Below are 8,776 nucleotides of genomic sequence, written 5' to 3'. Positions count from 1 at the left end.
GCCGTGGCGTGCCTGGCGCTGTGCGGCGCGGTGCTGGCGATCCGCGGCCTCAACGTGTGGCGGCTCGCCGACTACAGCCTGAACTACTCCTGGACCCACACCCGCATCGACGCGATCCTGTTCGGCTGCTGCCTCGGCCTGTGGAACAACCCGGTGATCCCGGCCGACCGCGCCTGGCGGCCGAAACCCTGGCACGTGGCGGCGGCGGGCGCCGTGATCCTCGCCACCCTCGCGGTGCGCGACCCCGCCTTCCGCGAGACCCTGCGCTACACCCTGCAGAGCGCGGCGTTGCTCGTGCCGTTCTCGGCGGCGCTTCAGGGCCGCGGATGGGTCGTGCGGGCCCTGGGCTCCGCGCCGATGCGCCGGCTCGGGCTGTACTCCTACGGCTTCTACCTGGTGCACCCGACGGTGATCGCGCTGCTGCTGCACCTGCGGCCGTGCTCGGGCCCGCTCGTGCTGATCGCCGCCGGCCTGGTGCCGCTGACGCTCGGCTCCGACACCAACGGCTCGATCCGGGTGCCCTCGGCCTTCTGCGGCTGCTTCGGGCTCAAGCCCACCTACGGCCGCCTGACCCGGGCCGGCAGCTTCCCCTTCGTGAACAGCCTCGACCATCTCGGGCCGATGGCGCGCAGCGTGACCGACCTGGCCCTCGCCTACGACGCGATGCAGGGTCCCGACCCGGACGACGCTGCGGCGACCGCGCGGGCCGCGGAGCCCGTCCTGCCGGGGCTGGATTCCGGCCTCGGCGACCTCCGCATCGCCGTGGCCGGCGGCTACTTCGCCCGCGGCGGCGACCCGGAGGCGTTCGCCGCGGTCCAGGTGGCGGCGCGGGCGCTCGCCGCGACGCGGGTCGTCGAGATCCCGGAAGCCGCCCGCGCCCGGGCGGCGGCCTACCTGATCACCGCGGCCGAGGGCGCCGCGCTCCACCTCGACCGTCTCCGGACCCGGCCGGAGGACTTCGATCCGGCGGTGCGCGACCGCCTCATCGCCGGCGCGATGCTGCCGGCGCCCTTCGTCGAGCGGGCGCAGCGCTTCCGGCGCTGGTACCGCGGCGCGGTGGCCGACCTGTTCGCGGACGTCGATGTGATCCTGGCGCCGTCCACCCCCTGCCGGGCGCCGCCGCGCGGACAGACGCACTTCACCCTCGACGGCGTCTCCCTGCCGGTGCGGGCCAATATCGGCGTGTTCACCCAGCCGATCTCGTTCATCGGCCTGCCGGTGGCGGCGGTGCCGGTCTGGCTCGACGGCGGGCTGCCCCTCGGAGTGCAGATCATCGCCGCGCCCTGGCGCGAGGACGTGGCGCTGCGCGTGGCGCGGGTGCTGGAACGGCTCGGCATCGTCCGCGCCCCGATCGCGGAGCTGACGTGATGGTGGTCGACGATTTCGCGGTGAAGGCCGAGGTCGAGGCGGCGTTCCGCGCCTACGAGACCGCGCTGACGGAGAACGACGTGCCGGTGCTCGAGGCCTTGTTCCGCGACGATCCCCGCACCATCCGCTACGGCGGGGGCGAGAACCTCTACGGCATGGACGCGATCCGCGCCTTCCGCCGGGCGCGCTCGCCCGTCGGCCTGGAGCGGACCCTGTCCGAGACGGTGATCACCACCTACGGGCGGGATTTCGCCACCGCGATGACCCTGTTCTTCCGCGAGAGCGCGCCGGGTCGGATCGGGCGCCAGAGCCAGACCTGGGTGCGGTTTCCCGAAGGCTGGCGGGTGGTCGCCGCGCATGTGAGCCTGATCGACGGGTAGGCCCCCCCGCCGATCCGCGCCTCCGGTGCGATTGAATAAAGAATGACACCCCAGCGCCGGTCTGGCCGCGCGCTTGCATGGAGCCGGGCGTCCTCTCGGGCGCCCCGTCGCGGGGGCCCGCCTCACGGAGCAGACCCGCCCGACATGCCGTTTCGCTCGATGAAGAACTTCACCGCCCGTGCGGCGTTCGCCGGCGCCCTCGCGCTGTCGGCCCAGGCGCCCTCCGCCGCGATGGCGCAGGGCACGCTCCGGATCGGCATGACCGCCTCCGACATCCCGCTGACCACCGGCCAGGCCGACAACGGCGGCGAGGGCATGCGCTTCATGGGCTACACGGTCTACGACGGGCTCATCAACTGGGACCTGTCCTCGGCGACCAAGCCCTCCGACCTCGTGCCGGGGCTGGCCGAGAGCTGGGCGGTGGACGCCGCCGACAAGACCAAGTGGACGTTCAAGCTGCGCCCCGGCGTGACGTTCCACGACGGTTCCGACTTCACCGCCGACGCCGTGGTGTGGAACCTCGACAAGCTGCTGAAGAACGACAGCCCGCAATACGATCCGCGCCAGTCGGCTCAAGGCCGCACCCGCATCCCGGCGGTGGCGAGCTATCGCGTGGTCGACCCGCTGACCGTGGAGATCGTCACCAAGGCGCCGGATGCGACGCTGCCCTACCAGATCGCCTGGGTGATGATGTCCTCGCCCGCCCAGTGGGAGAAGCTCGGGCGGAGCTGGGACGCCTTCGCCAAGACCCCGTCCGGCACCGGCCCGTGGAAGCTGACCCTGTTCGCGCCGCGCGAGCGCGCCGAGATGGTCCCCTTCAAGGCGTACTGGGACAAGGCCCGCGTGCCCAAGCTCGACAAGCTCGTGCTGGTGCCGCTGCCCGAGGCCAACGCCCGCGTCGCGGCGCTCCGCTCCGGCCAGGTCGACTGGATCGAGGCGCCCGCGCCCGACGCCGTCGCCTCGCTGAAGGGCGCCGGCTTCACCATCGTCACCAACACCTATCCCCACAACTGGACCTGGCACCTGTCGCGGGTCGAGGGCTCGCCCTGGAACGACGTGCGCGTGCGCAAGGCCGCCAACCTCGCCATCGACCGCGAGGGCCTGAAGGAGCTGCTCGGCGGCCTCGCGGTGCCGGCCACCGGCTTCTTCCCGCCCGGCCACCAGTGGTTCGGCCACCCGACCTTCAAGGTGACCTACGATCCGGCCGCGGCCAAGAAGCTGCTCGCGGAAGCCGGCTACGGGCCGAACAAGCCCCTGAAGACCAAGATCGCGATCTCGGCCTCCGGCTCCGGCCAGATGCAGCCGCTGCCGATGAACGAGTTCGTGCAGCAGAACCTCGCCGAGGTCGGCATCCAGGTCGACTACGAGGTGGTCGAGTGGAACACGCTGATCAACATCTGGCGCGCCGGCGCCAAGGCCGACATCTCGCGCGGCGTGACGGGCATCAACTACTCGTACTTCATCCAGGACCCGTTCACCGGCTTCATCCGGCATCTCCAGAGCAACTTCGCGCCGCCGAACGGCACCAACTGGGGCTACTATTCCGACCCGGCGATGGACAAGCTGTTCGACCAGGTCCGCAACACCTTCGACAAGGCCGAGCAGACGGCGGTGCTGGAGAAGGTCCATGAGAAGTTCGTCGACGACGCGCTGTTCATCATGATCACGCACGACGTGAACCCGCGGGCGATGAGCCCGAAGGTGAAGGGCTTCGTCCAGGCGCAGAACTGGTTCCAGGACTTCTCGAACGTCACCATCGCGACCGCGGGGCGCTGACGCGATCCCTCCCCCCGTCGCGGGGGAGGGGCCGGCCCACGCTCGCCCCCCCGGTCATCGGAACAAGGACACCCGGATCCGATGCTGCTCTACATCCTTAAGCGCCTCGTCGCCGTGACGCCCGTGGCGTTCGGGGTCAGCCTGGTCTGCTTCCTGCTGGTCCACCTCGCGCCGGGCGATCCCCTCAGCGCGATCCTGCCGGCGGACGCGACGCAGGCGACCATCGACGAGATGCGCGCCGCCTACGGCTTCGACAAGCCGCTGCCGGTGCAGTACGCGATCTGGCTCTGGCACGTGCTGCACGGCGACCTCGGCGTCTCGATCGCCACCGGCCGGCCGGTGCTCGGCGAGGTCTCGCGCGCGGTGGTCAACAGCCTGATCCTCGCCTCGGTCGCGACGCTGATCGGCTTCACCTTCGGCACCCTGTTCGGGTTCGTCGCCGGCTATCACCGCAACTCGATCCTCGACCGGGTCGCCTCCGCGATCTCGGTCTTCGGCGTCTCGGTGCCGCATTACTGGCTCGGCATGGTGATGGTGATCGTGTTCTCGGCCAACCTCGGCTGGCTGCCGCCGACCGGCGCCGGGCCCGACGGCTCCGGCAACTGGCGGCCCGATCTCGAGCACCTGCGCTTCATCATCCTGCCCGCCGTCACGATGTCGGTGATCCCGATGGGCATCATCGCCCGCACCGTGCGGGCGCTGGTGGCCGACATCCTCGCCCAGGACTTCGTCGAGGCCTTGCGCGCCAAGGGCCTCGACGAGGTCGGCGTGTTCAAGCACGTGGTCCGCAACGCCGCGCCGACGGCGCTCGCGATCATGGGCCTGCAGCTCGGCTACCTGCTCGGCGGCTCGATCCTGATCGAGACGGTGTTCGCCTGGCCCGGCACCGGCTTCCTCCTGAACGCCGCGATCTTCCAGCGCGACCTGCCCCTGCTCCAGGGCTCGATCCTGGTGCTGGCGATGTTCTTCGTCGCCCTCAACCTCCTCGTGGACGTGATGCAGACCGCACTCGATCCGCGCATCGAGCGGGCCTGAGCCCGAGGAAAGCATGACGTCATGACCGCACCCGTCACCGCCGCCACCATGGCCCTCGACGGCGGCATCGCCCCCGCGGCGTCCGAGGTCGAGCCCGACGCCTTCGTCGCCTCCCGCGGCTACTGGGGCCATGTCGGCCACCGCCTCGTGCGCGACCCCGTGGCGATCGCCGCCGGATTGGTGATCCTCGCCATCGTCGTCGTCGCGATCCTGTCGCCGTGGATCACGCCGATGGACCCGTATCGCGGCTCGATGCTGCGCCGCCTGAAGCCGGTCGGCGACGCGACCTACTGGCTCGGCTCGGACGAGCTCGGCCGCGACATGCTGAGCCGCCTGATGGTCGGCGCCCGGCTGTCGCTGTTCATGGGCGTGACGCCGGTGCTGATCGCCTTCGTGATCGGGTCGTCGATCGGCATCGTCGCCGGCTACGTCGGCGGCTGGACCAACACGATCCTGATGCGCACCATCGACGTGTTCTTCGCCTTCCCCTCGGTGCTGCTCGCCATCGCGCTCTCGGGCGCGCTCGGCGCCGGCATCTTCAACGCCATCGTCTCGCTCACCTGCGTGTTCGTGCCCCAGATCGCGCGGATCTCCGAGAGCGTCACCACCGGCATCCGCGCGCGCGACTACATCGACGCGGCCCGCCTCTCGGGCGCCTCGGCGCTGACGATCATGCGGGTGCAGGTGCTGGGCAACGTGGTCGGGCCGATCTTCGTCTACTCCACCGGCCTGATCTCGGTCTCGATGATCCTGGCCTCGGGCCTGTCCTTCCTCGGCCTCGGCGTGCGGCCGCCGGAGCCCGAATGGGGCCTGATGCTCAACACGCTGCGCACCGCGATCTACGTCAACCCGACGGTGGCGGCGCTGCCGGGGCTGGCGATCTTCATCGTCTCGATCTCGTTCAACCTGTTCTCGGACGGCCTGCGCAGCGCCATGGAGATCCGCCAGTGATCCCCACGGCTCGGCACCGCCCCCCTCTCATCCGCCCGACGTCGGCGAGCGCGCCCGCGCGTCGCCGCCCACGGGGCGGATCGCCGTCGCGGCATCAGCGCCCAGGGCAACACTCATGAGCGTCATCGTCCAGCCCGCCGACCTCGCGACCGCTTCGCTACGCGACCGCGGCGGCCCGGCCCAGCCGCTCCTGTCGGTCTCCGGCCTCGTCAAGCACTTCCCGGTGCGCAAGGGCGTCGGCGGCAAGAAGTCGGTCGTGCGCGCCGTCGACGGCGTCGACTTCTCGGCGCTCAAGGGCGAGACCCTCGGGATCGTCGGCGAATCCGGCTGCGGCAAGTCGACGACGGCCAAGCTCCTGATGGGCCTGATCGAGCGCGACCAGGGCGAGATGCTGTTCGACGGCGAGGCGGTGGGCAGCCGCGCGATGCCGTGGCGGACCTATCGCCGCCAGGTGCAGATGGTGTTCCAGGACAGCTACGCCTCGCTCAACCCGCGGATGACGGTGGAGGCCTCGATCGCCTTCGGGCCGACGGTCAACGGGGTCGGCAGCCGCGAGGCGATCGAGCGTGCCCGCGGATTGCTGGCCCGCGTCGGCCTGGAGCCGAAGCGCTTCGCCGGCCGCTACCCGCACGAGCTGTCCGGCGGCCAGCGCCAGCGGGTCAACATCGCCCGCGCCCTCGCGCTGGAGCCGCGGCTGATCCTCCTCGACGAGGCGGTCTCGGCCCTCGACAAGTCGGTGGAGGCGCAGGTGCTCAACCTGCTCCTCGACCTCAAGGCGGAGTTCGGGCTGACCTACCTGTTCATCAGCCACGACCTCAACGTGGTGCGCTTCATCTGCGACCGGGTGATGGTGATGTATCTCGGCCGCGTCGCCGAGCTCGGCCCCTCGGACACGGTGCTGGCCGAGCCCGCCCACCCCTACACCCAGGCGCTGCTCGCCTCGATGCCGTCGCTCGATCCCGACAACCGCACCGAGGCCGCCCTGCTCACCGGCGATCCGCCGAACCCGATCGACCCGCCGGACGGCTGCCGCTTCCATCCGCGCTGCCGGCTCGCCGAGCCGGTCTGCTCCGGCGTGACGCCGCCGCTCGCCCCGATCGCGCCGCTGCATCAGGCCGCCTGCCTCGCGCGCCAGCCGGGCTCGGGCCATTCCCTTGCTCCCGCTGCCGAGCAGGTGGCGGCATGAGCGCGAAGATGAGCGCGGACATGAACGCGTCGCCCCCCGCGGTCGAGCTCACCGACCTCAAGGTCGGCTTCGGCAAGGTCGAGGTGGTCGACGGGGTCGACCTGCGGCTCGAGCGCGGCCAGGCCATGGCGCTGATCGGCGAGTCGGGCTCGGGCAAGAGCGTGACGCTGCGCGCGATCCTGCGCCTCTTCCCGGAAGGGCGCAGCCGCACGCGGGGCGGGATCTCGGTGGCGGGCCGCGACGTGCTCGCGCTGTCGAAGCGCGAGCTGGCGGATTTCCGCGGGCACGTCGCCTCGATGATCTTCCAGGAGCCGCTGCTCGCCTTCGACCCGGTCTACACCGTCGGCCGCCAGATCACGGAAGCGATCCGCCGCCACGAAAAGATCGATGCGGCGGGAGCCCGGCAGCGGGCGCTCGCGCTGTTCGAGCGCGTCCGCATCCCGAGCCCGGAGCGGCGCCTCGACGCCTACCCGCACGAGATGTCCGGCGGGATGCGCCAGCGCGCGATGATCGCGCTGGCGCTCGCCTGCCGGCCGCAGGTGCTGCTTGCCGACGAGCCGACCACGGCGCTCGACGCCACGGTGCAGATCCAGATCCTGCTGCTGCTGCGCGAGCTGCAGCGCGATCTCGGCCTGTCGATCATCCTGGTGACGCACGACCTCGGCGCCGCCGTCGAGGTCGCCGACCGGATCTCGGTGATGTATGCCGGCCGCATCGTCGAGACCGGCACCGCGCACCAGGTCGTGCTCGATCCGCACCACCCCTACACGATCGGCCTGCTGCGCAGCCGCGCGGAGGGGGCGCTGGCCAAAGGCGCGCGGCTCCAGACGATCCCGGGGAGCCCGCCGGACCTCGCCAACCGCCCGGCCGGATGCCCGTTCGCCCCGCGCTGCTTCCTCGCGATCGACAAGTGCCGCGAGACGCCGCCCTCGCTCAGCGTCGGCGACGGGCACCTCGCCGCCTGCTGGCGCACGGAGGAGGCGTCGGCCGCCTACCGCGCCGGGCCGCAGCCGGTGAGGGCCGAGGCGGCGGCCTAAGGGGGAAACGCGGACGATCGGCCCGATCAGGCCTTCTTCCGGCCGGAGGGACCACACTCGGCGTCCTGCGAAGGCGGAAACGGCTGACCGGCTGCGACGGCGCCCCCTCGGTCCGATCCCGTCCGCCGATAAATCCCCGCCTCACGCGCCGTATCGGCTTCCACATGCGGACCTGCGCCTGGATCATCCACGATGCGGGCCAGCACGTCATGCATGCGGGTCTGCCAACCGGGACCGGTCGCCTTGTAGGCATCGAGCACACGGCGATCGATCCGAAGCGTGAGTTGCACCTTGGGCGACGCGGCCCGCGGGCGTCCGCCGCGGTTTCTCGGAAGCGCGGCGTAGATATCCGGAGGCAGCTCGCGAGCCGGTCTCAACGCGGCGAGTTCCACGTCCGTCAGGTCGGGGTTGTCGGAGACCTCATCCCAATCCGCCTGGGAAAATGCCGGCGCGTCTGTCTTGCGATCCGAGACGATCATGGACGGCCCTTTCCTTCGGATTGGCGTAGCGCAAACTCACCAGGGCGATGGCTTCCGCCCCCAATGGCGAGACGATCACGACGACGACCAACCGGTCCCGCCATCGACCGATGATCTTGTAGCGGATGCGGCCGGTGCGGCTCGGCTGCGCGGGCAGGTAGACGGCATCCTCGCCATCGAAAGCGGCCTCGAACTCGGCGAAGTCGAGCCCATGCTTGAGCAGGTTCGCCTGCCGCTTCGCCTCGTCCCAGACCGCCGTCACGGGTTTATGTAACTCCGAAAACCATGAGGGACAATCCGGTCGGCTCGTTGGTGCCGCATCGGTCGGTTGTCGAACCCTCTAAAGCCGGATTCGGGATGATAGCACAGGCGCGCGGTGCGGATGGCAAGGCGCGGGCCACGTCGCCTCATCCCCCGCCGGCGGCCCACAGAGTCGTCGCCAGGCGCGTCACCGCCGGCGCGATGGCGCGCTCGGGCACGGCGGCGTAGCCGAGCAGCAGGCCCGGCTCGGCCGTCATCGGGTCGGCATGGTAGGCCGAGAGCGCCACGGCCGCGATGCCGGCC

Annotated in this window: 9 protein-coding genes; 7 read left to right on the top strand and 2 right to left on the bottom strand. The window is 71.0% G+C overall.

Translation table 11 applies throughout. The features are described 5' to 3' along the window. The first annotated feature begins 3 nt into the window (after positions 1-3). From FV223_RS13285 to FV223_RS13255, 7 genes are all read left to right on the top strand, one after another. On the top strand, positions 4-1,368 hold the full coding sequence (locus FV223_RS13285; RefSeq protein WP_246689673.1) for an AtzE family amidohydrolase: 1,365 nt from the start codon (positions 4-6) through the stop codon (positions 1,366-1,368). Further along, a complete protein-coding gene (gene hpxZ, locus FV223_RS13280; protein ID WP_147727497.1) occupies positions 1,368-1,748 on the top strand; it encodes an oxalurate catabolism protein HpxZ in 381 nt (126 codons plus the stop codon). The genes FV223_RS13285 and hpxZ overlap by 1 nt, the downstream gene beginning before the upstream one ends. A gap of 144 nt (positions 1,749-1,892) precedes the next feature. Then, complete coding sequence (locus tag FV223_RS13275) at positions 1,893-3,524, top strand: ABC transporter substrate-binding protein (RefSeq protein WP_147727496.1); 1,632 nt, start codon at positions 1,893-1,895, stop codon at positions 3,522-3,524. Positions 3,525-3,605: 81 nt separating this feature from the next. Continuing rightward, positions 3,606-4,559 carry an ABC transporter permease gene (locus tag FV223_RS13270; protein WP_147727495.1) on the top strand — a complete coding sequence of 318 codons (954 nt, stop codon included), beginning with the start codon at positions 3,606-3,608 and terminating at the stop codon, positions 4,557-4,559. A gap of 21 nt (positions 4,560-4,580) precedes the next feature. Beyond that, the gene (locus FV223_RS13265; RefSeq protein ID WP_147727494.1) at positions 4,581-5,510 is read left to right on the top strand and encodes an ABC transporter permease; all 930 of its coding nucleotides are present in this window, start codon (positions 4,581-4,583) and stop codon (positions 5,508-5,510) included. 115 nt (positions 5,511-5,625) lie between these two features. Further along, positions 5,626-6,696: an ABC transporter ATP-binding protein gene (locus FV223_RS13260; RefSeq protein WP_147727493.1), complete on the top strand. Its 1,071-nt coding sequence runs from the start codon at positions 5,626-5,628 to the stop codon at positions 6,694-6,696. Positions 6,697-6,716: 20 nt separating this feature from the next. Then, a complete protein-coding gene (locus tag FV223_RS13255) occupies positions 6,717-7,733 on the top strand; it encodes an ABC transporter ATP-binding protein (protein ID WP_147727498.1) in 1,017 nt (338 codons plus the stop codon). Between the two features lie 26 nt (positions 7,734-7,759). Here FV223_RS13255 and FV223_RS13250 read toward each other — a convergent pair whose 3' ends face one another. Then, positions 7,760-8,212: a BrnA antitoxin family protein gene (locus FV223_RS13250; RefSeq protein ID WP_147727492.1), complete on the bottom strand. Its 453-nt coding sequence runs from the start codon at positions 8,210-8,212 to the stop codon at positions 7,760-7,762. Continuing rightward, a complete protein-coding gene (locus FV223_RS13245) occupies positions 8,154-8,474 on the bottom strand; it encodes a BrnT family toxin (RefSeq protein ID WP_147727491.1) in 321 nt (106 codons plus the stop codon). The genes FV223_RS13250 and FV223_RS13245 overlap by 59 nt, the downstream gene beginning before the upstream one ends. Positions 8,475-8,776 lie beyond the last annotated feature (302 nt).

It is taken from the genome of Methylobacterium sp. WL116 (assembly GCF_008039455.1).
GTDB lineage: Bacteria > Pseudomonadota > Alphaproteobacteria > Rhizobiales > Beijerinckiaceae > Methylobacterium.
Note: the sequence above shows the minus strand (reverse complement) of the source record. Positions and strands in the feature narration are given on the sequence as shown.